The sequence below is a fragment of the Nitrospira sp. KM1 genome (assembly GCF_011405515.1).
Taxonomy (GTDB): domain Bacteria; phylum Nitrospirota; class Nitrospiria; order Nitrospirales; family Nitrospiraceae; genus Nitrospira_C.
The window spans coordinates 209,477-234,221 of the sequence record NZ_AP022671.1; the positions used below are offsets into that span (position 1 = coordinate 209,477).

The following is a 24,745-nucleotide window of genomic DNA, read 5'->3' on the forward strand; positions in this document are numbered from 1 at the left end:
CAACGAATTGGGATTGGTATGCCAATGTTGAGAGAGGAATCAGAGAAGGTATGGCTGTACGCCCGGGCAACGGAACGCCGAGCGTATTGCATCGTCCAGATTCTTACTTTCCTGGCAACGTCGGACGTACGTTTCTTGACTCAAACAAGGCGCAGTTTCCTGGGCCATCCAAGCGCCCAAGGCGAAAAGTGCAGTGGGGGTTCCCTCCCGGCAGATCATCGTCATATCGAGCCTGGCGGCAATGACCAGGCTTGCAGCCCGTGCTGACAACTCGAGATCCACGGAGCGAATGGATGGTGAATATGTCAAGATCGCAATCCGGCGTCACAACGTTGTGCAGCCGGAGGGAAGACTCATCGAGCCGACCCGATCGACGGCCATGGACAATTTGGAGTGTGTGTCTTTGAGGAGAATCGTCAGTGCGAAGAATGGGCACTGTTCCGCGTGCATTGTCAGACCGGAGGAGTAAACGTGACCGGGTATTCCGCCTCAGCCGGGCGCTATTGCGCCATCACCGGCGGTCGTTATCCGGTAACCCAACACAGCGGGGCACGGATGAAACCGGCGTCTGCGAGTCGCCGAATGGCAAGAGGTGCGAGGCGGCGGCCTACTAGAAGCGAGTTTGCAACTGAATTGTTGAAGAACGACAAGGCGAGAGGGAATGATGCCAACTGATGAGCATGAAAAGTCTGAGACCGGAGACCTGATTGTTCCGACGGGGACCCGACGCAGTTTTTTCGAGTGGGTCACGCGCGCCGCAGCGGGCTTGATCGGCCTGAGTCTTGCGATTCCTCTGGCGGGATACGTGGTTTCTCCCACTCTGAAGCGCCGCGAGTCCAAATGGTCTGAGGTCGGAACCATAGATGAACTCACAGGCGGAATTCCCAAGGCGCTGGATTATGTCGCCACGATCCGTGACGGCTATGTCGAGTCGAAGATTCATAAAGCCGTTTGGGCGGTCAAGCAGCCGGATGGCGCCGTGACGGTCTTCTCTCCCATGTGCACGCATCTGGGCTGCGGCTATACGTGGAACGATGAGGAAAAAAAGTTCAAATGTCCCTGCCACGGCAGTGTGTATGACATCTCGGGGCAGGTGATTGCCGGCCCTGCCCCGCGGCCGCTCGACCGCCTTCCGGCAAAAGTCGAAAATGGGCGTGTGTTGGTGATGTACAAAGAGTTCAAATCGGGGAGCCGCGAACAGACGGAAATCTAGTATGGCAGGGCATCGGAGAGGACACGGTCTGACCAGGGGAGAGATCACCTGAGAAAGGATCTTATGCGAGAAAAAACGGATATGCCTTCTTGCCGCATTGGCCGCGCGGCACTGTCTCACACCATGGGCCGGGCCGCCTTTGGTTGTTTTCTACTCGTCGTCTGCAACATACCGCCTGACGTATCAGCGCAACCCGTTACATTGGTCAAGCAGTCGGATGCCAAACGCGGCGTTCCCGGAACCACGCCGGCCAATGAGCTTGCGACGATCGAGACGGTCACGACCCATGCGCCATCGGTGCCACCTCCTATCAGACGTCGCCAGCCCGCGAAGGTCAAGGTCGAGTTGGAGACGACGGAGGTCGCGCTACCTCTATCGGAAGGAATCGACTATACGTTCTGGACGTTCGGGGGCAAGGTCCCGGGAAAATTTATCCGTGTGCGCGAGGGCGATACAGTCGAATTTCACCTGATGAATCATCCCGACAGTCGATTTCCCCATAACATCGACCTGCATGCCGTCACCGGACCGGGCGGAGGAGCCGCCAGCAGCAATACGGCGCCTGGAAAACGGACACAGTTTACCTTCAAAGCGCTGAATCCGGGTTTGTACGTCTATCACTGCGCCACTGCCCCCGTGGGTGAACACGTCGCGAATGGGATGTACGGACTGATTCTCGTCGAACCGGCTGCAGGATTGTCGGCTGTAGATCGGGAGTATTATGTCATGCAGAGCGACTTCTATACGGCAGGAAAGTACGGTGAGCATGGTCATCAGGCTTTCGATATGCTCAAAGCCGTCGACGAGCATCCGACGTACGTCGTCTTTAACGGCGCCGTCGGCTCGTTGATGGGCGAACATGCGTTGAAGGCCAAGGTTGGCGACCGTATCAGGCTGTTTGTGGGCAACGGCGGACCTAATCTGGTGTCGAGCTTCCACGTGATCGGTGAGATCTTCGATCGGGTGTATGCGGAAGCAGGGACGCGATTCTCGGAGCATATTCAGACCACGCTGGTGCCTGCAGGAGGCGCCGCCATCGTGGAATTCAAAGTCGACGTGCCAGGTTCCTACAAGCTTGTCGATCATTCGATCCTTCGTGCGTTCAATAAGGGCGCCCTTGGCGAGTTGGCCGTCACGGGTTCGGAGAATACAGCGATCTATTCGGGGAAGCAGGCGGAATCGGACTATCAAGCGCCAACCGTTGCGTCAGGCAAACGTCCGGAACCGGTGCCGGCCAACGGTACTCCGGCATCTGTTGCCACAGGCGCGACCCTCTATAAGACATACTGCATGGGTTGTCATCAATCCGAAGGACAGGGGCTGCCGGGTACATTTCCACCGCTGGCGAAGTCCGACTTTCTCATGGCCGACAAAGCACGCTCGGTCCGGACCGTCCTGCATGGTTTGACCGGGCCGATTCAGGTCAACGGGCAAAAATACAATGGTGTCATGCCACCGATGGGACACCTCAAGAATGAGGAAGTCGCCGGTATTCTGAGCTATGTCAGAAGCTCTTGGGGGAATGAGGGCGATCCGGTCTCTCCCGCCGAGGTGGCAGCCGGCCGGGGAGAGCGTTCGCATTGAAATGGACGAGCAGAACGTGTTGTGCGTCGTCCGACGCGCATCAAGGGAGACGTAGGTGATGCAATTACGAATATATGACTGGATGGATCGTCGGCTGAAGCTCAAGGCGCTTGAGAAGACGCTGTTGGACGAACCGATTCCGGGTGGTGCCAGTTGGATTTATGTGTTTGGGTCGGCCACGCTGTTTCTTTTCGTGCTGCAGGCCGTCACCGGAATGTTCCTTGCCATCTACTACGCACCCACACCGGACCATGCCTATGACAGCGTGCAGTTCATCGAGGGCCAGGTTGCATTCGGCTGGTTCGTCCGCGGTCTTCATCACTGGGGAGCCTCCGGGATGGTGGTCGCAGTGGGCCTCCACATGCTCCAGGTGTTTCTCTACGGCGCCTACAAGCCGCCGCGCGAGATGATGTGGATCGTCGGAGTGATCTTGCTGCTGCTCGTGCTTGGGTTTGCATTCACCGGCTATCTGCTGCCCTGGGACCAGACTGCTTATTGGGCCACGCAGGTCGGGATCAATATGGTGGGGACGGTTCCTCTCGTCGGAGACTTTCTCGCGCGAGTCATGCGGGGAGGCGAGACGCTCGGAGCATTGACCCTTTCGCGGTTTTTCGCCATCCATGTGCTCTTTCTTCCGGCAGTGATCATCCTGGGTATCATGGTGCACCTCTTCATTCTCCGCCGGGTCGGCCCCGCCGGACCTTGGGACGAGAAGAAGGCGTCCGCCAAGCGTGAGGCATTTTATCCGCGGCAGGTCTATATGGATGCCGTGGTGATGTTGGTCGTATTCGCTACGCTTGCCGTTCTCGCCACGTCCGTACCGTTTCCTCTTACGGACAAGGCCAATCCATCGGACACGAGCTTCGTCCCTGTTCCTGAATGGTACTTTCTGTTCTATTACGAATTGCTCAAGCACGTGCACGGCCCGCTGGAGCCGCTGGTGACCTGGGTGCTGCCGGCTCTTTTCATCACCACGCTCATATTGTGGCCGTTCCTCGACCGTAAGGTATCGCGCAGCCCTGCCTCTCGACCGATTGGGATGACGCTCGGGGTAGTATTTCTCCTCGTCGTCTTCTCGCTGTTGGGGATTTCCTTGAAGAACCTATATGCCGTGAAACGGACCGATCCGGCCATTGCTCAAGGCAAGGCGGTTTTTGCGCGATTCGGCTGCGCGGGCTGCCATCGGATACATGGCGAGGGTGGAGCCGTCGGGCCTGATCTTTCCTATGAAGGGGACAGCCGCCCCGATCGGGAATGGCACCATCGCCACTTCAAGGATCCTCAATCGACTTCGCCGGGGTCGATCATGCCAAAATTCCCATTGACCGACCAAGAATTGAACGAGTTGACAAGCTATATCCTGTCACTCAAGAAGACAGCAACATAGCGAACGTGAAGGTGGAGGGATCGCTCATCTTCATCTATTCATCACGTTCCGAGCGAGAAACGTACCGACAGACTGGGAGCTTAGTCGAGGAGGAAACATGAGGTTCACGAGTTTGGTGATGGGCTTGGTGGCGATCATCTCTGCCGCGGGAACGATGCCTCAAGAAGCCCGCGCGGCGGAACACAAAAAGCCGAACATCTTGGTGATTTGGGGCGATGACATCGGAGTGCATAACATCAGTGCGTACAATCACGGAATCATGGGGTATCACACTCCGAATATTGATCGCCTTGCAAGAGAAGGAGCGATGTTCACCGATGCTTATGGTGAGCAATCGTGCACGGCCGGCCGGGCGGCATTTATGCTCGGGCAACATCCTTTCAGGACGGGATTGCTGACCATCGGAATGCCGGGTTCGCCGCACGGTATTCCTGATTGGACACCGACGATCGCCGACATTATGAAAGAGCAGGGGTATATGACGGCGCAGTTCGGGAAGAACCACTTCGGTGACCGCGACAACCATCTGCCCACCGCGCACGGCTTCGATGAATTCTTCGGCAACCTCTACCATTTGAACGCTGAAGAAGAGCCGGAAGGGTATTACTATCCCAAAGATCCTGAATTCAGGAAGAACTACGGGCCGCGCGGCGTGCTGAAAGTCGCTGCAGATGGAAAAATCCAGGATACGGGTCCGTTGACTCGCAGGCGCATGGAAACCGTGGACGAAGAATTTTTTGCCGCGGCGGTGGATTATCTGGACCGGGCCAAGAAAGCCGACAAACCTTTCTTCATCTGGTTCAATACCACGCGGATGCACGTCTGGACGCATCTCAAGAAGGAAAGCGACCGAGTCACGGGCATCGGACTCTATCCGGACGGCATGGTCGAGCACGATAAGATGGTTGGGGCCATGCTCAAGAAGCTCGAAGACCTCGGAATGGCGGACAACACCATCGTGATGTATTCAACCGACAACGGTGCGGAAACCGTTACATGGCCCGACGGAGGAATTACACCGTTTCACGGGGAGAAAGGCACGACCTTTGAGGGGGGACATCGGGTTCCGTTGATCGTCAAGTGGCCGGGTGTCATCAAGCCCGGCACGGTCTCAAACGAGCCGATTGCACACAACGACTGGATGCCGACCTTCGCCTCGGCCGCCGGTATGTCCGATGCCGTCGAACGCCTCAAGCGGGGCACCAAACTTCACGGGAAGGACTTTAAGGTGCATCTCGACGGCTATGATTTTCTCCCGTACTTGAAAGGCGAGGCCAAAAAGGGACCGCGCGAAGAATATTTCTACTTCGGCCAAGGTGGCGAATTAAACGCCGTTCGATGGAATGACTGGAAAGTGAATTTCGCCATGATCGACGGCAATATCGCCACCGGGACGCGCAAGGTCACTGGTTGGCCGATCATCGTCAACTTGCGGGCGGACCCTTACGAAAAGATGCCCTTCGAGTCCGGATCGTACATTCGGTGGTATGCCGATAACTTATGGTTGTTCGTCCCCATTCAACAAAAGATCAAGGCGTTCTTCACAGATTTTGACAAGTATCCATACCAAGCCGGCGCGAGCTTGAACGCGGCTGGTATCAACTATCAGAGCTTAAAAGTGATGGAAGCTCTGAAGCGCTTGCAACAGCTGGAGACCCTCGCGCCCCCTGGCAATTGATATTCATGAGCTCATGGAACGCCACAGTTTTCCGACCATCAGATTCATCACAAGAAGGAGGTGGTCATGCGGAGTCGAACAATTTTCAATTGGACATGCTAGGCACTAACGCTTCTCATGCGAGGCGGGCCCCGTCTGGAGAAAGGGGTTCGAACGGCTCCGCATTCCAAACGTCTACAACCTGTACACAGATCCCTTCGAGCGAGGGCCGGAGTCGGCCGCCTGCGACTGGGCATACTTCGCGCCCGCGGGTTTGTCATTGTGCCCGCGCAAGCCGTGGTCGCGCGTTGGCTGGAGAGTTTCAAGGAATCCCCCATCCGTCAGAGGCCGACGAGCTTTAACCTCGACGAAGTGGTGCAGAAGTTGATGTCCCGTCCGTAACTGATATGACGGCACGGTGTTGACAGGTAGGATGGCGTCTCGATTTGCATGCGCAATTCATATCGGTCTCCTGGTGAGCAGTTTCCTCACCGGTGGCTGCGCGAGTTCGTTATATGGCTGGCAGGCCAGAACTAATTCGACCGCTTTCGCGCCCGGCGTTCAGGTCGCCACCATCCAGCAGGTTCCGATCGGTATATTCCCAGCTGTTACGATTGTGGGTTTGCGGGGCAATGAGGTGGCGATCAGTCATTTCCTCGCCGAGATTCTTGGGAAGGTCGCTCCCCATTGGAAGGTGGTGTCCCCTCAAGAGATTATTGCCCAGATTAATAGGCGGGAACTCGCCCAGGATTACATGCGAATGCGGGCTGATTATGATGCCAGCAACATGTTTGACGTCGTTCCTTTGCGCAAGATCGCCGAGGCCGTCGGCGTGAGATATGTCTTTCAGCCCAGGCTGGCGGCATTTTCACAGCTCATGACGGATCGATGGACCTTTCCGGGGTTCGGAGTGCTGCTTTCGCAGACCCGCTCGAGCAACATGCGACTGATGATCCAGTTGTGGGACGCCGAAACCGGGGAAGTCGTGTGGGGTTCCCTCGTGGAAACGACGATGCAGAATGAGGCGGTTTCTCAGGACCCGGTGTATCTGGAGGATATTACTCGTGCAACCATGGGCAGCGTCGTCTCGGATCTGCTCAACGGGAGACGGTCGTCAAAGTACACTCCGGTGAACAAGTTTCTCGACGACCTCATTACGGAGTCCATGCCGCAAGAAACTCCGGATGACAGTCATCCGGCACGAAAAGACAATCCGTAACGGATGGGATTCTGGAACGCGATCGCAAGTCTGACATGCTCGGCCGTCTGAAGGAGACCTCATATGAAACAGGTGAAACAACTCGTCCAGATCACAGTAGTGGGGGTTCTCCTAATATGTGGTGGCGGGCCCGTTGCCTTTGCGCAGGATTCGGACACGGTTGAATCATTTCGAAGCAAACGGTGGGAGATCCTCCTCTCGCCCCAATATACGTTGGCAAAAAATCTTGGGTTCGACGGCGGAACGACCGGCAAGGTCAATGATACCTGGGGATTTGGACTCCAGATCGGCTATAACTTCAACGAGCACTGGAACCTCGCCGGCTATTTTTCGTGGAGTCAACCGGATTATCAAGCGGTCGTCCAGCCGGCTCCTGGAAATCCTGGACCTGCCCGCAACATCAGCGGGGAACTCCAGATGAACACATTTGGGCTCGCCGTGACGTACAACATCTTGAAGGGACCGCTGACACCCTACGTCGAAGGTGTCATCGGAGGAACTCATATCCATACTGATATCGCCGACGGTCCTCCCGTCGTCGGCTGTTACTTCGATCCATGGTTCGGGTACATCTGCGGCGCAAGTCAACCGACCAAGTCAGACACGTTTTTTAGCACAGGCGTCGGAGGTGGGTTACGTTGGGACGTTAACAAGTACTTCCTGCTCCGGGGGGGAGTGAGGCAGCAGTGGGTTGATATTTCCAATACGGGAATGCCTGGGTTTACGACCTTCAAGATCGACATTGGCTTTAAGTTTTAGGAGTGCCAGGAACGCTGAAATACCTCACAGTCTTACCATGTCTATACGGCACAGCGATCGCCCATGCTTGCGATGACTGCCTTGAGAATTCTCTATCCATTGGTTCTTCTCCAACGGGTGGCCGAAGACGACTCTCCGAGAAGCTGTTACCGATCTGCAACATAGAATGGAGTCATCAATCATCGGGCAGCGGTATCGTTCGAGACGTTCCAAACCCGGGCTATCGCCCTGAGATTGCCGTCCCGATTGAGGCAGCCGCGCCGGTCCCAGTTCATAGGCTGATTCATATTCGAGCACGGGCTTGGTTGCCGGCCGGGGTCGTGCCGTGCACACTCGCAATCCGCTTCCTCGGTTCAAACATCCGGCGAGGCGTGCGCGCCTTCCTGTCACGTCGTGCGGATCGGCGGCGTCTGTACGAGCGCTCCGAAGCCGCGGCATTCGGACGGTTGCAGGAGGCGGCACATCACCGTGATGCGGGGCAGACGGTGCAGCGACTCTATCAGTGGCTGGATCGGTGCAAGACAGTCGTCAAACCCGCGCGACTCGAGCAAGCGGTCATCACGTCACGAGATGATCATTTTAAGGAGGCGGTCGAGGGTCTGCTCGACCGGCAATTTGGATTATCGGATGCCACGCAATCAAACGCGGTGTCTGCGGACTTCGAAGAGGCATTGCGTCAGACGGGAAAAAGGGTTAATGCTGATGACCGTGCACGAGGGAGCGGAGCATCGGTTCTTCAAACGCTGAACCCCGAGTAACGTGGGAGGATGACGTATGTCGACAGTTTCGGTGGACGTTCCGGTTCTCAAGCATATCTTTCACCCATCAGATTTTAGCGCAGCGAGCGACACGGCGTTTGCACATGCGCTGAAAGCCGCGTTGGTCGCTCAGGCCGGGTTGACGATTCTTCACGTGGCCAAAGATGAAAAAAGAGACTGGACGAACTTTCCGGGAGTACGGGAAACTTTGATCCGGTGGGATTTATTACCGAGGAACAGTGTGACGGCCGATGTTTCAAGGCTCGGGATTGGTGTGGAGAAGGTCCAGGCGTTTCACGATGATCCTGTGGAATCCGTTACGGCCTATCTCGAGAAACATCATGCGGATCTCATCGTGCTGGCTACCGATCAAAATAAGGAACGGACACTGTGGCTCAGTCGATCCATTGCGGCTCCTATCGCCCGCAAATCACGCCAGATGACGCTTTTCATTCCGAAGGGGACATATGGATTTGTGTCGATGAAGGATGGATCCATTACTTTGAAAAATGTCTTGATTCCCATTGCCGCGGCTCCATCAGCTCAACCCGCCATCCATGCTGTGATGCGTTTGATCCATCGGCTTAATTGTCCGTCCGGCACTGTGACCCTGCTTCATGTGGGAGACAAGAACAGCCTGCCCCACCTTCAGTTACCCGATATCAAAGGGTGGAACTGGAATACGGTCGTTCGGAATGGAGACATCATCGACGTCATTCTCGATATGGCATCGGAGATCAAAGCCGATCTGATCGCCATGACGACGGAAGGGCGAAATGGATTTCTCGACGCGTTGCGGGGCAGCCACAGCGAGCGCGTCCTCCGGAGAACGCCCTGTCCCTTGCTGGCCATCCCAGCGGACGGCCTTATGGCTTCGATGATGTAGGGCACGAGCTTCACCCGAGCAACGAATGGTATGTGGAGCATTGAAACAACATGGTCCGAGGCCAGGGCAGTCGGTGCTCGACTAAAGACAGTTTCAGCTCATGTCGTTCTAGTCGTTTCGGTACTCTTCCAAGGCTGCGCGACGCTCAAGGTCGTTTCCCCAGACCAATTGAATGGGCAACAATTCTCCGATGCCGGGGTGCCTGTCGCTCATCTCTATGTGGATAACTGGGGTATCTATCTGTTCAAGTACATTCCGCTTGTGACCGGCAACGTGGACGATCTTGAAGGAGCTCAGATCCCCCGTTTGTTTACTCATAATGTTCGTGTCGATCTACTTGTCGATAAGGTGACGCAGGAAAGTAAGAAGCGGGGAGGCACCATCGTCACCGATCTCAGAACGCGTGATCGCTCGTACTGGATGCCGTTGACATTCATTTTCTGGCTCAATGAATTTGAGGTTTCGGCGAACGCTTCGAAACAAGTCCCTCCGCTTGAAAGCCAGGGGTCCAGGTAGCCGCAAGAGCTCTGTCAGTTTTGACAGTACCAGCCGACGCTGAGACATGTTAGTCACATGGTGAAATGATGAAGAAAGCCGGCTGACAATCTGGGCTCGCATGTACCTATTCTATTTTGTATAGGGGTGTCATGCTCACTCGAAGGGCGATATCACTCATGGTCTTGATCGGGATCGGCAGTCTCCTGTCCTGGCTTATGGCCTTGGTATGGCTGACAATGGTGCTGACAGAACCATCTCTGCCAGTGAAGACAGGGATATCGATCCGATGATACACAGCGGGTCCCTCCGTCACTAGGTCAAGGCTCAATAGCACACATCCTGCCTCATATGAGCGTCAAGGATAGAAGATGCGGCTCTGCCACTGAATCGTGTAGGCAGAGAATTCGTGGGCTTGTGCCTGAGAATCGGGAGGAGGGTTGGCATGGATAATTCTATAGAAAGTCACGGCCTGTTCCTGTCCGAACTGTTACGAGGATGGAAGAAGGGCGTGGCCATGGCATTGTCATGCGCATACCTGGCGTTAAGTGCGACAAGTGTGCAAGCTGAGCCGAAGAAGCCGAATATTCTCGTTATTTTCGGTGACGATATCGGCCAGACGAATGTCAGCGCATACAGCCGCGGCCTCATGGGGTTCACCACGCCCAATATCGACCGAATTGCACATGAGGGAGGCGTCTTCGTCAACTACTACGGCCAACAATCCTGCACTGCAGGCCGTGCCGCGTTCATCCTCGGGCAGTCCCCCTTTCGTACAGGGCTGACAAAGGTTGGCATGCCCGGCGCGCCCGTCGGCATCCAGAAGGAAGATCCTACGATAGCGGAGTTCTTGAAGCCACTCGGTTACATGACCGGTCAATTCGGTAAGAACCACCTCGGGGACCGGGATGAGTTCCTACCGACCAATCATGGATTCGATGAATTCTTCGGCAATCTGTATCACCTAAATGCTGAAGAAGAACCGGAGCACGAGGATTACCCAAAAGCCCAGGAGTTCCGGCAGCGATTCGGACCGCGCGGCGTACTCCGCTCATTCGCAGACGGCAACATTGAAGATACTGGGCCGCTTACGCGCAAACGCATGGAGACTGCAGATGAGGAATTCCTGGCTTCGGCAAAAGACTTCATCAGCCGCAGTCATAACGCCAACAAGCCGTTTTTCGTCTGGTTCAACGCGACGCGCATGCATATCTTCACCCACCTGAAACCCGGTTCAAAGGGCAAGACGGGGCTGGGGATTCAGGCCGACGGCATGATGGAGCATGACGGTCATGTCGGGGAGTTGCTTAAGCAGCTTGACGATCTCAAGATCGCCGACGATACGATCGTTCTGTACACGACTGACAATGGAGCGATGAAAAGCATGTGGCCGGACGGCGGCGCTTCGCCCTTCCGCTCCGAAAAGGATACGAATTGGGACGGCGCGTTCCGCGTTCCCGCCGTCATGAGATGGCCAGGCCACATCAAGCCGGCAACAAACTTCACGGAGCTCTTCAGTGCCGAGGACTGGTTGGTCACGCTCGTTGCTGCCGCAGGCGGGGACCACAATTTGCGGGAGACGGCCACCAAAGGAGTGAAAGTCGGCGACAAGACGTTCAAGGTACATCTCGACGGCTATAACCAGCTGGATTATCTCACCGGGAAGAGTCAGAAGGGGGCACGTCACGAGTTCTTCTACTTCAGCGACGACGGCGACCTGATGGCTTTCCGCGACGACCGGTTCAAGTTCACCTATGCCAAGCAGGATTCGATCGGCGTCACGGTGTGGATGAATCCGCTGACCAGGCTGCGGATTCCCTTGATATGCGATTTGAAATCTGATCCCTACGAGTACTCGGTGGACGCGTCGGCATACTATCACCCCTGGTTGATGGACCATGCGTTTCTGGTCGTGCCTTCAGTCCAAGTCGTCGCGAACTACCTCAAGAGCTATAAGGACTTTCCGCCTCGTCAACGTCCTGCAACGTTCTCGATCGACCAAATCATCGAAAAGCTCGAAGCCGCCACTGGTGCCAAGTGAGAGGAGATTCTATCGTCTTGTTCCCATGAACTGAACAATGGTAAAGGAGAGATCCCAGCGATAACCTGTGTCATCTCTGCCGAACCAAACGTTGCGACCGTTGCGCGCTGTAAGCGGAGTTTTTCTCTTTCTTTGGATCATGGTGGGAGCGGGCTTTGCCCAGGAGCCGGCGGCCGGTTCCGCTCCGCTGCATGGTCCTCCTTCACCGTTCGAGCCGCTGCCTTCTGAGAAACCATCATCGCAGCTCAATGCATCCGGCAAGCTCGGTCGGATCGCCCGCGAGTGGCGGGACGACAAACTTGTGTGGGAGACCGGCGCCGGCCGCAGCTATGCTCTCCCAGTTGGAGAGATCCTCTTATATGAATTCTTGCTCAACATGTTCGACCGGCATTTCGTCGAGCCGATGGATGATTACAAGACGAACGGCGATACGATCTGGAAGAATCTTACCGATCCGCATTGGGTTGTCGATAACGATCAGTTCAAGGTCAATCAATTCCTGCATCCTTATGGAGGAAGCGTCTATTACGGGCTGGCACGATCTTCCGGCCTGAACTTCTGGGAATCCTTCCTCTACAGCGTCGGTGGAAGTTTTGTGTGGGAGATTGCAGGCGAGACGACCAATCCATCGATCAACGACATGATTGCGACGCCGATCGGTGGAACGTTTTTGGGAGAACCGTTCTTCCGGATGGCCAGCCTGTTGCTGGAGGACAGTGAAGGCAAGCCGGGATTCTGGCGCGAACTCGGTGCAGCGGTCATATCACCTCCGACGGGATTCAATCGCTTGGTGTTTGGGGATAAGTTTGCCACGATCTTTCCAAGTCATAAACCTGCCACCTTCTTACGCCTCCAGGCGGGAGGAACGATCTCGTCAAGCAGCCGGAATGTGTCATCGGCAGTCGAAGAAACTGGAGCCGTTGCCGACTTTACGTTCAGCTATGGTCTGCCGGGAAAGCCGGGCTACACCTATAAACGTCCGTTCGATTACTTTGACTTTCATGTCACCGCAGTCACAGCCAATGTGTTGGAAAGCATCAACAGCCGAGGCCTCCTCATAGGAACAGACTACGCATACGGGGAATCGACTCGAGGGATCTGGGGCTTATACGGAAATTACGACTATATCTCGCCGCAGGTATTCCGAGTTTCGAATACGGCTTTGTCGTTGGGCACGACATGGCAAACCTGGTTGTCCGACGTAGTCGCGGTTCAGGGAACGGCGCTTGCCGGAGCCGGTTATGGAGCGGCCGGCAGCATCGAAGCTACCGGCGAGCGAGACTATCACTACGGCCTGACGCCGCACGGCTTACTGTCTCTTCGCTTCATGTTCGGCGACAGGGTCATGATCGATCTGACGGGCAGGGAATATTATGTGAGCACGGCTCTCGCGACCGAGCATGGATGGGAAAACATCTTGCGGGGGGATTCGTCGCTGACGGTTCGAGTCTACGACCGTCATGGCCTGGCGGTCCGATACAACACCTCACACCGGGATGCCAACTATCCGAATATCTCCTATAAAGACCAGACAGTTGGCATGGTCAGTCTGATGTACGTGTTACTGGGAGATTCGGGATTCGGCACCGTAGAGTGGCGGTGATTCGGCTATTCAGACAACCATGCTATTCCCCAATGCTGTTAGTTTTGACAGTTTTCCATCAACCCGAGACATGGTACCCCCTAACGAAAGGAGTGATCAAAGAGGCTTTCCCTGCCGTCGAATGTCGAGTAAATGAGGACCTGCGTCGGACGAAGGCGAAGAGATCAGTTTCACAAAATGAAGGAGTACCTAGATGAATACACGAGCCCTTCTCGCGGCCCTGTTGGTTATCGTGAGCAGTATGCTCGGGTGGGTGCTGCCGTCCGGCCTGACAATTGTCCTTGCCGAAAACATGAAAACGGACGAAGCGTCTCCGGTTGCCGACGGCACACCGACTGTGTTGCCGCGTCCGGATTTCCGTTTCCCTGGCAGCGTGGGGCGGACGTTTCTCGATTCCGATCCGGCGCAGTTCCCACAGCCGGTGCAGGCGCCGAAGGGGGCGCCGAATGTGGTGCTGATTCTTCTCGACGACGCGGGATTCGGCCAGTTCAGCACGTTCGGAGGAGGTGTACCTTCTCCAACTATGGATAACCTTGCCGCCCAAGGCCTGCGATTTAACCGGTTCCATACGACAGCGTTATGCAGTCCCACTCGCGCGGCATTGATCACGGGTCGCAATCATCATTCGGTTGCGACTGCCGGTATCCAGGAAATGGCAACAGGATATGAAGGCTATACCGGCATTATCCCTCGGAGTACTGGCACCATCGGTGAAGTGCTCCGACAGAACGGCTATATGACGGCCTGGATCGGGAAGAACCACAATACCCCGGCATGGGAGGTCAGCGCCGCAGGTCCATTTGATCGCTGGGTGAATGGGCTGGGCTTCGACTATTTCTACGGATTCAATGCCGGCGATATGAATCACTGGAATCCAGTGCTGTACGAGAATCGCGATCTGGTCCCCGCTTCAGCGGACCCGAACTATCATCTGACGTCGGATATTGCCGACCACGCCGTCGCTTGGGTGCGCAAGGTCAAGAGTATTGCTCCCGATCGGCCCTTCTTTCTCTACGTCGCACCAGGGGCGACTCACTCACCGCATCAAGCCCCGAAGGAATGGATCGACAAGTTCAAGGGCAAGTTCGACATGGGCTGGGATACGTACCGCGAAGAGACCTTCGCGCGGCAAAAGAAGCTCGGGGTGATCCCGGCAAACGCGAAATTGACGACAAGATCAGCCGGTTTGCCGGCATGGGCTTCACTGAATGCCGATCAGAAGCGATTGTACGCACGTATGATGGAGGTGTTCGCGGGCTATGGTGCTCACGTTGATCATCATATGGGTCGCCTCATCGAGGCGGTACAGCAGTTGCCCGGTGCGCAGGACACAGTCTTCATCTATATCGCTGGAGATAATGGCTCGAGTGCCGAAGGAGGCATTGAAGGTTCGATCAACGAGAATCTGTTCTTCAACGGCTTTCCAGAGAAATGGGAAGAGAATTTGAAGGTGATCGATGAACTAGGAGGCCCCAAGCATTTTAACCATTTCCCTTCGGCTTGGGCCCATGCGATGGATACGCCGTTCCAGTGGACCAAGCAGGTAGCCAGTCACTTTGGCGGCACGCGCAATCCCATGATCGTGTCGTGGCCTTCCCGAATCAAGGATGGGGGCGGACTGCGAGATCAGTTTCTCCACGTGATCGACATTGTGCCTACGCTTTACGAGATAATCGGTATTACCTCTCCGATGGTACTCAACGGCGTCGAACAGAAATCGATCGAAGGCATCAGCTTCGCCTATACACTCGAAGACGCAAAAGCCAAAGATCGCCGGACGACTCAGTATTTCGAGCTAGGAGCCAATCGGGGAATCTACCATGACGGCTGGATGGCCTCGGCGACATCCTTCGCTCCCTGGCAACCGAACCGCACCGGCTTTGATCCGGACAAACAGAGGTGGGAACTCTACAATATCGACCAGGACTTCACGCAGGCTGATGATCTCGCCAGTGTCAATCCGCAGAAACTCCGCGAGCTACAAGATTTGTGGTGGGTGGAGGCAGCCAAGCACAATGTGCTGCCTCTAGATTGGCGTGGGGTCGAAAGGCTCAACGCTGAGCTCATGGGCCGGCCGGATCCGGGCGGAAATCGTAAGAGTTACACGTACTATCCGGGACAGGTCGGTCTGCCGAACGATGCCGCCCCGCGCCTCCTCAATAAGTCATGGACAGTGACGGCCGATCTCGAAGTACCGGAGGCCGGCGTGGAGGGCATGGTTGTGACGCATGGAGGATTGGTCGGCGGCTACGGCTTGTATGTCCGCGACGGCAAGCCTGCATTTGTATACAACTATCTCTCGCTGGATCGCACGATGATCGCGAGCCAAAAACCTCTGCCTCATGGAAAGGTGCAACTCAAGATCGATTTTGATTACAAAGGTCGTGCCGGAGAGCGAGGCGAGCCCGCATTTGTGACAATGTCGGTCAATGGTACCAAGGTTGCCGAAGGGCAACTGCCGAAAACCATTCCGAATCAAATTTCGCTCGGCGAAGGGTTGGATATCGGCGAGGATGTCGGCTCCCCGGTGGACTTCTCATACAAGCTCCCGTTCGCCTTCACCGGGAAGATCGAGAAGGTGACGGTGGAGCTGAAGTGATTGTGAAAAAGAATATGGTGCAGTGCTCGGGTGCCTCGAGCCGTTCCGTGAATGGAGTGGATCAGAGGGAATTACTCTTTGTAACTTCGAAAATCTCAGCGCGAAGGGGTTCCACGCAAGACGGCAGTCCAAACCGGATGACCTGAGCATTTCATGGGCAAGACCTGCATGCGTCACCAGTTTGCCCCGAGAGTGAGGCAACTATGGATCGCACATTGGATTCGCTGGTCACCTGGACACAGGTGGTGTACGCGCTGCATGCGTTTAGCCTGCTCACCGGCATCATCGGGACCGCGACCATCGTCGGGGCGTTCCTCACCGGCTGGCCGTCGATTATTGCTGTTATCCTGAACTATCTCAAACGGAGCGAGGCACGTGGCACCTGGCTTGAATCACACTTTCGATGGCAGATCCGGACGTTCTGGTTTGGCTTTCTTTGGATCTCGCTTTGCGTGGGTTTCATTATCGCGACGTTTGGGATTGCCATCCTTATCGCATGGCTTCCCATGGCTGTCGTAGGACTCTGGTTCGTGTATCGGATCATTCGCGGATGGGTAGCACTTGGGTCCGGACGGCCGATGTATACAGAAGCTGTTCACGGATCGTAAAAAAAGAGAATCGGTTCATGGGCTCTTGGTGTGGCCACGAGGCACGAACCAGAAGGTGGTGCAAATCGAACAGATTCGCCGCATGGCAGATATAAGATCGGAGTATGAACAATGAATTGTTCACTGAAAAACCTAGACGGTATGGCCGCAGTGGCCTTTGCTATGAGCATGCTGTTGAGCGGCTGCGCGGGCGGGTTGGTAGGAAGCCCCGACAGTAAGCGAGCCTACTTCAGCAAGCTTGAACAGGATGCGTTGGCCCGGGTAATCCAGGAGCAGCCAAAAGCGAAACAAGAGTTGGAGCAGGCGGCTGGTTATTTGGTGGCGGAACAGGATATCGTGAAAGTTCCCATGGTTGGATGGGGAAGCGGTGCCGGTATCGCGGTGGAGAAGGCGACCGGCAAGCGTTCATACTTGAGAATCCCTGAACTTCAGTTTGGAGCCGGTTGGGGTGGACGAGTACAAAAGGTCGTGCTCATCTTTCAGGATCTCGGTAAGTTCCGCGACGTGGCTGATGGGAAGTGGTATGCGGGCGCTGAAGCTGAGGCTGCGGTCAAAGCGGGAGATGTTGGCGTGGCGGGGAGCGGGACCTCCGCTGATCTTCTCACAAAGGGGTTTTCGACCTACGTGTTGACCGATGCAGGTGTGTCCGGCACAGCTACAGTGTCTGTGTTGCGGGCGCAACCCTATTCGATCGACTGAGTAAAGGAAATCTTCACGGTGGACAGCAAGCGCGCATGGGCGATGTGTCACAGCGGTGGCCTTGGCATCGCGCTGCTGTTTCTCGTATCGAACGGATGCAATGGTGACACATACTCGGCGGTGATGGACAAGGCGGAGGCCGGGTACAGTGCTCTGGTGACGGCGGATGACCGTATGTACCGGCGACGGCTGCAAGATGCCTTGGAGGTCAATACCGCATTTTCTGGGCTCAATCTTTCCGCATACGTTTTCATGGACAAAGGGTATGTCGTCGGTCATGTCGAGAGACCGGAGCAAGCGAAGGACATTTTTCAGACGGCCAGGAATGTGAGAGGGCTTCGCTCAGTCGACGCCTTTCTTCCCGCGAAAGATTCAGCTCCGGTCGGCGGGGCCGGGCCAATCACCTCTGATGCGAGCATCAAGTCGGAAATCGAATCCACGCTCCTGCGCGCTCAGGGCGTTGAGTATAGCCATGTGCATGTGGAAGTGTTGGACGGTCGCGTGGTCCTGCTCGGTGTTGTCGCAGGAGACCAGGCGCGGACCCGCGCAGAGCGGATTACGGAAAAGACCGCAGGAGTGAAGGATGTCAGGAATTGGTTGCTGGTGCCGGAAACCGACTATCTGACGATCAGATCACAGTTCTAATCTACCGAGGCCCGTGTTCCGTGCGCACGACGGTTTCTTCACTGCGGGATCATCCGTGTGTCCTTCTCCTTCTCGTCCCCGTGTTATGGGGATCGGCCTTCGGCTGTTCGGAATCTATCCGGGTTGCCATGCGGGAGCCTGCCGGCAAGCCGATGCCGCAGGTTAAGGTGCTGACGTATAACACGCTGCATGGTCTTGAACCCGGCGGACTCACCGTCAAAGCCAGCGAATCCAAAGAAGTTCATCAGGCGCGTCTCGATCTTCAATTTCGGCAACTCTCCGTAATCAAACCGGATGTGATGCTTCTTCAAGAAGTCAATCCTTTGCCTGAAATGGCTGAGACCTACGTCTCGGCATTACAGGGATTAGGACTGCAATACACTGAAGTCCATCAGGTCGATGCCTGCGGGGTTCGTCTGGCCCCAGGGCTGGCAGTGGTGCCCGGATTGAATAATGGTCTGGCTGTGCTCGTGAAAGCACCCCTACGGTTACGAAAAGTCGAGGGGCTCAAACTAAGTGGAGGATTTGGACGATGCGACGACTATATGGGGCTGCAAACGGGGGAACTGCGCTACGCGCTGATTGCGGAGGTGGAAAATCCTGAAACCGGCAAGAAGCTCCTCGCTGTCAGCCTCCATCTGCACTCCGGGATCGAACGGAATGCCTTTTTCATCCGTAAGATCAACGAAGCCGTGGAACAGGGTCGTGTCAAACGAGAGGACTTCGAAGGGATCGTCGGGGCCATAGAGCAGGATCAGGCACGGCGTCTCGGTGAAATTCGCCTGCTCATCGAGGAGATTCAGAAACTACAGGCCGGAGACATCTACCTCGGAGCCATTATCGGTGGAGATTTCAATTTTGAACCGGATGATCCGGAGTACAAAGAACTGGAGCGCGCGGGTCTCAAGGACACCTACATGATCGCTCATCCGGAGACCGATATCTACACCCTGGATCCACAGCGAAACGTGATTGCCGAACAGGGCTCGCGGGAAGTGCCGTCCGCACTGCGCAATGCCATGAGACGTCTGCCGGAGAGCCAACAACAAACGATTCTTGAAGGCTATCAAAAGGGGATCGGTCAGGCGAGGCGGGTGGATTTTCTCTTTCTCATGACGAAACCGTCCAGCACCCTGAAAGGCTGCTTTCAACAGGAACTATTCGGCCTGCCTGATATCGTGACGGTTCAACCGGGATCGGACCATTTTGGCGTTCTCGATACATATATCGCAGATGCCGTGCAGTGCGGACAGAAATAATTGATCCGACGGGGTGTCCTAACCATATTTTCCCATCCGGCTTCAGAACCCTCTAGAGTAACGGTTTGACATCCAACCAGATTTCTGGTCCCCTCAGGCGACTCGGATGCTCTAAATGCCTGTCAGTTCTGACAGTTATATTTCTTATTTCGGAGCGTATAGATAGCCGTGCAACGAATGCCGACTCTGTTCTCACGCTTAGAATGTAAAGCGCTCCATCAACATGGGCATCGCCAATACAAGTTTAAACTCGGCAATGAGGAGTCGCTGTTTTTTGATGAGATGCCGATCCAAGGAGGAGATATGAAACCAGTCAACGTATATGTGCTGTGTGTTCTTGCACTGACGCTGGCATGGCCACTGGATATCGCACGAGCGATGGAGGAGCCGCTTCCATCGTGGAACAATGGACCGGTCAAGAAAAGCATCATCAGTTTTGTTGAGAGAGTGACGACCGAAGGTAGCGCGGATTTCGTCTGGCCGTCGGAACGCATTGCGGTGTTCGACAATGATGGGACGCTTTGGGCAGAGCAACCGGTTTACTTTCAGCTGCAATTCGCCTTCGATCGTGTCAAGGCGCTGGCGCCGAAGCACCCTGAGTGGAACAAGAATCCGGCGCTTAAGCCATTGCTCGCCGGAAATATGAAGGGATTTCTTGCAGGAGGCGAGAAGGCGTTGGGAGAGGTCATGGCGGTGACACACGCCGGAATGACCACCGCGGAGTTTAAACAGATCGTGACTGAATGGATGATGACGGCCAAGCATCCCAGGTTTCAGAAAGCCTATAACGAGGTGGTGTATCAGCCGATGATCGAACTGCTGCACTACATGCGAGCCAATGGATTCAAGACGTTTATCGTCTCCGGCGGCGGGGTCGAATTCATGAGGGCCTGGGTCGAAAAAGTGTACGGAGTTCCTCCGGAGCAGGTTGTCGGCAGCATGGGCAAGCAGAAGTTTGAGCTGCGGAATGGCAAGCCGGTGTTAGTGAAATTGCCGGGGGTGGACTTCATCAATGATAAAGACGGAAAGCCGATTGGCATTCAACGGTTCATCGGACGCGTCCCGATCTTTGCGTTCGGCAACTCTGACGGAGATCATCAGATGCTGCAATGGACGGCGGCGGGGCCGGGAGCCAGATTCATGGGACTCGTGCACCATACGGATGCCGAACGGGAGTGGGCCTACGATCGGAAGTCGCATATCGGAAAACTCGATAAAGCACTTGATGAAGCCGTCGAAAGGCGATGGACGATAGTGGATATGAAACAGGATTGGAACCGACTCTTTCCGTTCGAGCCATGAGGATGGCCTATTGAGCGGCAAGCGTGTACTTGAGGGAACTGTCTCTTGCCGGCGCGAGGCAAACAGGAGGAGCATTTTAATTTTATTCAGTATGTTAACTGAGAGAAGTCGGCCGATTGTCCATGAAATCCCTATTTGGATCTATTGGCACGTGTTTTCGGATACGAGAGAGCAATTCCGTGAGCCTCGATAGCGATACCCCGGAAAGTTTCAAGAATCGATTGCCTCACTACCGTATGGGCCTAAGGTTCGGGGTAATGCTGGTTATACTGGCAGGCTGTACGCCCTTTCACCTCTCGGATATGTACAGCGTGTCGACACCCAAGCCGGCTTATCCAACGACTGCTGTTCTGGCAGAGGAGCTTCTGGGAACATTTTCGACCGTCGCACCCGCTGCTCTGCAGGGCTATGGCCCGGTCATCTCGCATGCATTGTCCGAGGCGTTGAGATCCTCTGCCCCTCCTTTCCATGAAATTCCTCCGATCGTGACCATTAACCAGATCAATGCCAAAGGGTTGTTTTCGGACTATGGCGAAATGATGGCCGGACTTTCACGCACCGGCATGTTCGATCGTCGATTATTGGACCGCGTCGGCACAGCCCTCGGCTCCAAGTATATGCTGCAATCGGGGCTGGCTGATTTCAAGGAGGCAATAGGGGATCGCTTCATGTTTGCTGGTTGGCGTCTTGTCAAGACGCGCGCCACCACGCTTCGGCTATGGCTGCGACTGTGGGACGTCCGAACGGGGGAGATCCTTTGGGAAGCGACGGGAGAGGCGACGGTCACGAGCGAACTCATTCAGGATACACCAACCATTCCGGTACATGAAATTGCGAGACGCCTCTGGTCGAGAATCCTCCAGGAGCATTTGATTGGGGATAAAACCAAAGTTGGCTTCACGCTTCGCGATGATAACCCTGTAATCAGACAAAACGAATGATGCCGGCATGGCCGTCTTCTTACAGTAAGACAAATGGTTGTCAGATGAAAACCTGCCCGCTTTGGTTTTGCCCCTTCGTACTGGTTCTGATATTGCTGCCTATGCAAGGGTGCGTAGCCAAGTACAAGGCCATGGCTGAAGCGGCTCAGAGCGAGCTCAGTCCACGGACGATCGCACAAGACGACCTGCAGAAGATTCATGTTCATGAGGCATTGGTAGCCGCTCATGGCATCTCGGGGCTCACGTTATCGGTGTACGTGTTTATGGCGAAGGTCTTCGTGGTCGGTCATGTGGACACACACGAGCAAATCGAGTCTGTCCTTAAGACCGCTCGACAGGTTGCAGGAGTTCGTTCTGCGGACGGGTATCTGCCGCTGAAGGACGGCCAAGCAAGTGATGCGACGGTGGGCGGATTGACTTCGGATGCGACAATGAAGGCGCATATTATATCCGCCCTCGCGGTCACGCCTGGTGTCGTCAATAGTCGTATTCATGTTGAAGTGCTGGATGGACATGTCGTGCTGCTGGGAGTCGTATCCGGGCAAGAGGAGCAATTCAAAGCCGGACGGGCAGCGGTCGTGGAAGGAGTGAAGGACGTCACGAACTGGCTTCTGTTGCCGGAATCCCGGTATATGTCAATCAGGCGAAAGGTGTTGTGACGTCAGACAGACCCTGAGGCGACGGCACACCGTACATGGGGAAATCCCAAAAGCACAGAGGGCATGCAGGGCCAGGCCGGACGACACGCGTGTCGTTACGACACTGGTGGCAGATCTTCGCTGCCTGTGCGTTGTTGGTCGGTGTGGCCGCGCTCATGCTCAGCCGGCAGTCTCCTCTGTCCATTTCCCATGATGTTCCGACAGATTCTGCTCCATCGAGATATGTCGGCGGAACAATGTGCAGCAGCTGTCACCAGGAGCAATATGATTTATGGAAAAAGTCAGACCATGCCCTTGCTATGCAAAAAGCGGATGAGAAAAGCGTGTTGGGCAATTTCCAGAATGCCACCTTCAGAAAAGATGGTGTGACATCAACCTTTTTCATGAGGAACGACCGATATGTGGTCACCACGGACGGTCCGGATGGCCGACTGCACGAGTATCCGATCGCCTATACGTTCGGTGTCGATCCACTCCAGCAATACCTGGTCGAATTCGACAAGGGGCGCTATCAGGCGTTGAGCATCGCCTGGGACACCCGTCCGGCCTCAGCGGGTGGTCAACGGTGGTTCCACCTGTATCCCAAGGAAAAAATCGACCATCAGGACATCCTGCATTGGACCGGGCCGCTGCAGAATTGGAATTTCATGTGCGCCGACTGTCACTCGACCAATCTCAAGAAAAATTACCGTTCGCCCGATGATCGATTCGAAACGTCGTTCTCGGACATCAACGTGTCGTGCGAGGCTTGTCATGGTCCAGGCTCGAGACATGTGGAATGGGCGAAGGATGCGCGTGCTCCGTATGCGAGCGAATCGGCATCAAAAGGGTTGGTCGTGGAACTGAAGGATGCCTCGCAAGGGACGTGGTCTACGGCCTCCGGGGAATCGATTGCAAAACGAATCCCTCCGCTGCTTCAACGCAAGGAGACTGAAACCTGTGCGCGCTGTCATTCACGCCGGGCCCAAATTCAGGATGATTACGAGCCGGGACAGTCGGTCGAGCAAGCCTATCGCGTGAGTCTGCTGGACGAAGGCCGCTACCATGCTGACGGGCAGATGCTGGACGAAGTCTACGAATACGGCTCGTTCTTGCAGAGCAAAATGTATCAGGCCGGCATCACGTGTTCCAATTGTCACGATCCTCATACGTCGAAGTTGCGAAAGACCGGCAACGCCCTGTGCGCGCAATGTCATGTGCCGGCTGTCTACGATAGTCCCAAACATCATTTCCACGACGGACGGAAGGGCTCCGCTGAGTGCGTGTCCTGCCATATGTCTGGGCGGACCTACATGGAGGTCGACACACGTCGTGATCATGGCTTCCGTATTCCGAGGCCGGACTTGTCCGTCAAGCTGGGCACACCGAATGCCTGCAACCAATGCCATAGCGACAAAACGCCGCAATGGGCTGAGAAAGCGGTCCGAGCCCGATACGGAGCGACGCGTCAATCAGGCTGGCATTATGCGGAGGCCATCCATGCCGGGCGAACGTCGCGGCCTGATGCCGAAAGCCAGCTGGTCCGGACCGTCAAGGACGCGCACCTGGCGCCCATCGTGCGAGCGACGGCCCTGAGTCTCTTGCCTCGCTACCTGGGAATCGACTCATTTCCCACTGTCGAACGGAGTTTCAAGGATTCGGATCCGCTCGTGCGTCGCGCAGCGGCGGCTGCGCTGGCTGTTCTCGATCCTCGGCAACGGAGCGCATTGGGCCTTCCGCTCCTCGATGATCCGATACGGACCGTTCGTTTGGAGGCCGTTTCGAATCTGGCTGCTCTTTCCCGAGACACGTTCACGGCGCGGCAATACTCTTCGCTGGAGACCGCGATGGGCGAGTACCGGCAGACACAAGCATACAACGCTGACCGCGCCGAAGCTCATCTCAACCTGGGGGCGCTCGATGCCATGTCAGGACGCGTGGCTCAGGCCGAATCGGAATATCTCCTCGCGATACGACAGGAGCCCCGGTTCATCCCTGCCTATATCAATCTTGCAGATCTGTACCGGCAGCAAGGGCAGGAGGGCAAGGTTGAAGAAATCTTGAAGAAGGCGTTAATACAGGAGGCCGACGACGGCGACGTTCATGAGGCGATGGGGCTGTCATTGGTGCGCAGGAGCCGGTTGCACGATGCCATTCCGATCTTGAAGCGGGCCTGGCAGCTACGCGTGGATCGTTCACGCTATGGATACACGTATGCGGTGGCGCTGCATGAGGCCGGACTAAAGGCCGAGGCGCTGTCTGTCTTGAAGCAGGTCCATGAACGGCATCGTGCAGATCGCGACGTGTTGGCGGCTTTGGCGCAATATCAGCAAGAAGCTGGTGATCGCAAAGGAGCCGTGAATTCGGCGCGCAAGCTGGTCGAGCTGTCTCCTTCAGAGGAAGGCGCCCGTCGTCTCCTCAATGCACTGGAGAAACAACCATCATAATCGTT

21 protein-coding genes are annotated in these 24,745 nt (G+C 55.6%); all 21 read left to right on the top strand.

All coding sequences use genetic code 11. From position 1 onward, the window contains the following. The first annotated feature begins 300 nt into the window (after positions 1-300). The 21 genes from W02_RS21915 to W02_RS01145 all read left to right on the top strand — a co-directional run bounded on the left by W02_RS21915 (position 301) and on the right by W02_RS01145 (position 24,740). Positions 301-675 carry a DUF333 domain-containing protein gene (locus W02_RS21915; RefSeq protein ID WP_173051315.1) on the top strand — a complete coding sequence of 125 codons (375 nt, stop codon included), beginning with the start codon at positions 301-303 and terminating at the stop codon, positions 673-675. After that, the gene (locus W02_RS01050; protein ID WP_173043947.1) at positions 662-1,213 is read left to right on the top strand and encodes a ubiquinol-cytochrome c reductase iron-sulfur subunit; all 552 of its coding nucleotides are present in this window, start codon (positions 662-664) and stop codon (positions 1,211-1,213) included. The genes W02_RS21915 and W02_RS01050 overlap by 14 nt, the downstream gene beginning before the upstream one ends. 123 nt (positions 1,214-1,336) lie before the next feature. Next, positions 1,337-2,797: a copper-containing nitrite reductase gene (nirK, locus tag W02_RS01055; protein WP_173051316.1), complete on the top strand. Its 1,461-nt coding sequence runs from the start codon at positions 1,337-1,339 to the stop codon at positions 2,795-2,797. Between the two features lie 58 nt (positions 2,798-2,855). Next, positions 2,856-4,184 carry a cytochrome b N-terminal domain-containing protein gene (locus W02_RS01060; protein ID WP_173043949.1) on the top strand — a complete coding sequence of 443 codons (1,329 nt, stop codon included), beginning with the start codon at positions 2,856-2,858 and terminating at the stop codon, positions 4,182-4,184. 97 nt (positions 4,185-4,281) lie between these two features. Then, a complete protein-coding gene (locus W02_RS01065) occupies positions 4,282-5,862 on the top strand; it encodes an arylsulfatase (RefSeq protein WP_197742102.1) in 1,581 nt (526 codons plus the stop codon). Positions 5,863-6,274: 412 nt separating this feature from the next. After that, the gene (locus W02_RS01070; RefSeq protein ID WP_173043951.1) at positions 6,275-7,060 is read left to right on the top strand and encodes a hypothetical protein; all 786 of its coding nucleotides are present in this window, start codon (positions 6,275-6,277) and stop codon (positions 7,058-7,060) included. Between the two features lie 63 nt (positions 7,061-7,123). After that, positions 7,124-7,819 carry an outer membrane protein gene (locus W02_RS01075; protein WP_173043953.1) on the top strand — a complete coding sequence of 232 codons (696 nt, stop codon included), beginning with the start codon at positions 7,124-7,126 and terminating at the stop codon, positions 7,817-7,819. A 320-nt stretch (positions 7,820-8,139) separates the two neighbouring features. Next, complete coding sequence (locus W02_RS01080; protein WP_173043955.1) at positions 8,140-8,577, top strand: hypothetical protein; 438 nt, start codon at positions 8,140-8,142, stop codon at positions 8,575-8,577. 16 nt (positions 8,578-8,593) lie between these two features. Continuing rightward, a complete protein-coding gene (locus W02_RS01085) occupies positions 8,594-9,463 on the top strand; it encodes a universal stress protein (RefSeq protein ID WP_173043957.1) in 870 nt (289 codons plus the stop codon). Positions 9,464-9,493: 30 nt separating this feature from the next. Next, the gene (locus W02_RS01090) at positions 9,494-9,979 is read left to right on the top strand and encodes a hypothetical protein (protein ID WP_173043959.1); all 486 of its coding nucleotides are present in this window, start codon (positions 9,494-9,496) and stop codon (positions 9,977-9,979) included. 424 nt (positions 9,980-10,403) lie between these two features. Next, the gene (locus tag W02_RS01095; protein ID WP_173043961.1) at positions 10,404-11,999 is read left to right on the top strand and encodes an arylsulfatase; all 1,596 of its coding nucleotides are present in this window, start codon (positions 10,404-10,406) and stop codon (positions 11,997-11,999) included. A gap of 67 nt (positions 12,000-12,066) precedes the next feature. Further along, a complete protein-coding gene (locus tag W02_RS01100; protein WP_173043963.1) occupies positions 12,067-13,602 on the top strand; it encodes a DUF3943 domain-containing protein in 1,536 nt (511 codons plus the stop codon). Positions 13,603-13,795: 193 nt separating this feature from the next. Next, positions 13,796-16,201, top strand: a complete 2,406-nt coding sequence (locus W02_RS01105) for an arylsulfatase (protein WP_173043965.1) — start codon at positions 13,796-13,798, stop codon at positions 16,199-16,201. Positions 16,202-16,404: 203 nt separating this feature from the next. Further along, positions 16,405-16,809 (top strand): hypothetical protein, encoded by a 405-nt coding sequence (locus W02_RS01110; protein ID WP_173043967.1) that lies wholly within the window; start codon positions 16,405-16,407, stop codon positions 16,807-16,809. A 111-nt stretch (positions 16,810-16,920) separates the two neighbouring features. Beyond that, positions 16,921-17,508, top strand: a complete 588-nt coding sequence (locus W02_RS01115) for a hypothetical protein (RefSeq protein WP_173043969.1) — start codon at positions 16,921-16,923, stop codon at positions 17,506-17,508. Positions 17,509-17,526: 18 nt separating this feature from the next. After that, positions 17,527-18,153 carry a BON domain-containing protein gene (locus W02_RS01120; RefSeq protein ID WP_173043971.1) on the top strand — a complete coding sequence of 209 codons (627 nt, stop codon included), beginning with the start codon at positions 17,527-17,529 and terminating at the stop codon, positions 18,151-18,153. Positions 18,154-18,173: 20 nt separating this feature from the next. Continuing rightward, positions 18,174-19,412, top strand: a complete 1,239-nt coding sequence (locus W02_RS01125; RefSeq protein ID WP_173043973.1) for an endonuclease/exonuclease/phosphatase family protein — start codon at positions 18,174-18,176, stop codon at positions 19,410-19,412. Between the two features lie 303 nt (positions 19,413-19,715). After that, the gene (locus W02_RS01130) at positions 19,716-20,714 is read left to right on the top strand and encodes an HAD family phosphatase (RefSeq protein ID WP_173043975.1); all 999 of its coding nucleotides are present in this window, start codon (positions 19,716-19,718) and stop codon (positions 20,712-20,714) included. Between the two features lie 257 nt (positions 20,715-20,971). Beyond that, a complete protein-coding gene (locus tag W02_RS01135; RefSeq protein WP_173043977.1) occupies positions 20,972-21,655 on the top strand; it encodes a hypothetical protein in 684 nt (227 codons plus the stop codon). A gap of 131 nt (positions 21,656-21,786) precedes the next feature. Beyond that, complete coding sequence (locus tag W02_RS01140; RefSeq protein WP_173043979.1) at positions 21,787-22,314, top strand: BON domain-containing protein; 528 nt, start codon at positions 21,787-21,789, stop codon at positions 22,312-22,314. Between the two features lie 89 nt (positions 22,315-22,403). Then, positions 22,404-24,740 (top strand): multiheme c-type cytochrome, encoded by a 2,337-nt coding sequence (locus W02_RS01145; protein WP_173043981.1) that lies wholly within the window; start codon positions 22,404-22,406, stop codon positions 24,738-24,740. Positions 24,741-24,745 lie beyond the last annotated feature (5 nt).

Bases quoted from the DNA above. Each gene is read 5' to 3' on its own strand.
- W02_RS01135 (WP_173043977.1), top strand. From the start codon at position 20,972: ATGCTGGTTATACTGGCAGGCTGTACGCCCTTTCACCTCTCGGATATG.
- W02_RS01070 (WP_173043951.1), top strand. From the start codon at position 6,275: ATGGCGTCTCGATTTGCATGCGCAATTCATATCGGTCTCCTGGTGAGC.
- W02_RS01140 (WP_173043979.1), top strand. From the start codon at position 21,787: ATGGCTGAAGCGGCTCAGAGCGAGCTCAGTCCACGGACGATCGCACAA.
- W02_RS01110 (WP_173043967.1), top strand. From the start codon at position 16,405: ATGGATCGCACATTGGATTCGCTGGTCACCTGGACACAGGTGGTGTAC.
- W02_RS01065 (WP_197742102.1), top strand. From the start codon at position 4,282: ATGAGGTTCACGAGTTTGGTGATGGGCTTGGTGGCGATCATCTCTGCC.
- W02_RS01060 (WP_173043949.1), top strand. From the start codon at position 2,856: ATGCAATTACGAATATATGACTGGATGGATCGTCGGCTGAAGCTCAAG.
- W02_RS01050 (WP_173043947.1), top strand. From the start codon at position 662: ATGATGCCAACTGATGAGCATGAAAAGTCTGAGACCGGAGACCTGATT.
- nirK (WP_173051316.1), top strand. From the start codon at position 1,337: ATGGGCCGGGCCGCCTTTGGTTGTTTTCTACTCGTCGTCTGCAACATA.
- W02_RS01115 (WP_173043969.1), top strand. From the start codon at position 16,921: ATGAATTGTTCACTGAAAAACCTAGACGGTATGGCCGCAGTGGCCTTT.
- W02_RS01085 (WP_173043957.1), top strand. From the start codon at position 8,594: ATGTCGACAGTTTCGGTGGACGTTCCGGTTCTCAAGCATATCTTTCAC.
- W02_RS01130 (WP_173043975.1), top strand. From the start codon at position 19,716: ATGAAACCAGTCAACGTATATGTGCTGTGTGTTCTTGCACTGACGCTG.
- W02_RS01105 (WP_173043965.1), top strand. From the start codon at position 13,796: ATGAATACACGAGCCCTTCTCGCGGCCCTGTTGGTTATCGTGAGCAGT.
- W02_RS01075 (WP_173043953.1), top strand. From the start codon at position 7,124: ATGAAACAGGTGAAACAACTCGTCCAGATCACAGTAGTGGGGGTTCTC.
- W02_RS01095 (WP_173043961.1), top strand. From the start codon at position 10,404: ATGGATAATTCTATAGAAAGTCACGGCCTGTTCCTGTCCGAACTGTTA.
- W02_RS01090 (WP_173043959.1), top strand. From the start codon at position 9,494: ATGTGGAGCATTGAAACAACATGGTCCGAGGCCAGGGCAGTCGGTGCT.